The sequence below is a fragment of the Chryseobacterium sp. HMWF035 genome (assembly GCF_003094695.1).
Classification (GTDB): Bacteria; Bacteroidota; Bacteroidia; order Flavobacteriales; family Weeksellaceae; genus Chryseobacterium; species Chryseobacterium gambrini.
The window spans coordinates 1-1,760 of record NZ_QEHP01000038.1; the positions used below are offsets into that span (position 1 = coordinate 1).

The 1,760-nt window shown below is 36.4% G+C and carries 1 protein-coding gene; it reads left to right on the forward strand.

Annotation, left to right across the window (positions count from 1 at the left end):
• The first annotated feature begins 284 nt into the window (after positions 1–284).
• Positions 285–1,634: an alpha-amylase family glycosyl hydrolase gene (locus tag DD829_RS06270; protein ID WP_108411054.1), complete on the forward strand. Its 1,350-nt coding sequence runs from the start codon at positions 285–287 to the stop codon at positions 1,632–1,634.
• The last annotated feature ends 126 nt before the right edge of the window (positions 1,635–1,760 follow it).

Genomic DNA, 1,760 nt, shown 5'->3' on the forward strand with positions numbered 1-1,760 from the left:
AAACCAAAACAGAAATACAATTAATTGGAAATCAAATAGTTAAATTAAAAAAAACATTATTCAAAATAATAAAAAAAATCTTCCGACCATGACTAGCGAAGCCGCCGCAGAAATACAAAAGAGCTCAGACATGCCGCTCAATCGCGGCTAAGGTTTCAGACATTTGTACAAAACAGGTCAGAATACAATTTACTGCATAATATAATTTTGCCTTCCTTTTAAAATTCAATGTTCAGGGTTCTGTTTTTCCGATCACAATCCCTATTTTTGTTAAAAGAGAATTAATGAAAAAGTTAATTTTAATCGCTGTAACAGGTCTGGGAATTCTTTCCTGCACCTCTCAAAAAGCTGTAAAAAACATGACGGATTTACCTAAAGACTGGAAACACACCACAAACATTTACGAAGTAAACGTAAGACAATATACAAAAGAAGGAACCTTCAGAGCATTCGAAAAAGAAATGCCGAGACTCAAATCAATGGGAGTAAAAACGCTTTGGTTCATGCCAATCACTCCGATTGCACAGCAAAATAAAAAAGGAAGTCTGGGAAGTCCTTATGCCGCTTCAGATTATACCTCCATCAATCCCGAATTCGGCACTCTGAATGATTTCAAACACATGGTGAATGAAGCACACAGATTAGGCTTTAAAGTGATTATCGACTGGGTTGCAAACCATACAGGTTGGGATCATATCTGGACAAAAACCCATCCCGATTTCTATTTAAAAGATCCGGACGGAAAATTCCATATCGCTTCCGGAATGGATGATATCATCGAACTCGACTATAAAAATCAGGAAATGCGTATTGCAATGATTGATGCCATGAAATACTGGGTTAAAGAAACCAATATCGACGGATTCCGTTGCGATCTTGCTTCCTGGGTTGAGGTAGATTTCTGGCAGCAGGCGCGTCCTGAAGTGGAAAAAGTAAAACCCCTTTTCTGGCTTGGAGAATTCGATGAACTCGAAAGTCCGGAATACGGGAAAGTTTTTGATGCAAGCTACTCTTGGAAATGGATGCACAAATCCGCAGATTACTACAAAAAAAATGAGCCGCTTTCAGAACTTACGGATCTTCTGAGAAAATATTCGGCGATTGGAGACAGTTCAATGAGGGCTTGGTTCACAACCAATCACGACGAAAACTCATGGAACGGAACAGAATATGAAAAATATGGAGTGATCACAAAACCGATGGCTGTATTTTCTGCAACCTGGAATGGCGTTCCGTTGTTATATTCCGGTCAGGAATTACCCAACATGAAGCGTCTGGAATTTTTTGAAAAAGATGTCATCAAATGGAGCAACGTTTATCAGAAAGCAGATTTTTATAAGATACTCCTCAACTTAAAATCTTCAAATCCGGCACTAAGAGGAGGCGATTCCAATGTTACCACGTATCTTCTCAACACAACCGCTAACGATAAAATTTTAGCATATATAAGAAAAAACGGAAACGATGAAGTTTTAGTTGTTCTCAATATGTCCAAAGATCCTGTAAATTTCTCTATCGAAGACGAACATCTTTCAGGAAGCTTTAAAAATGTTTTTGAAAAAATAAAAAGAGACTTCAGTAACGGAAAAGATTTTAATTTTAAATCCGGAGATTACGCGGTTTTTGAAAAATAGATTTAAATTTTAATAAAATACCTGTTTAAACAAATTAAAAAAAATAATTTGCATATTAACACACTCCCTTTTGTAGTTAGATAAAAAGTTTAAATAAGCTTAAAAACAACAGGCTGTCTATGACAG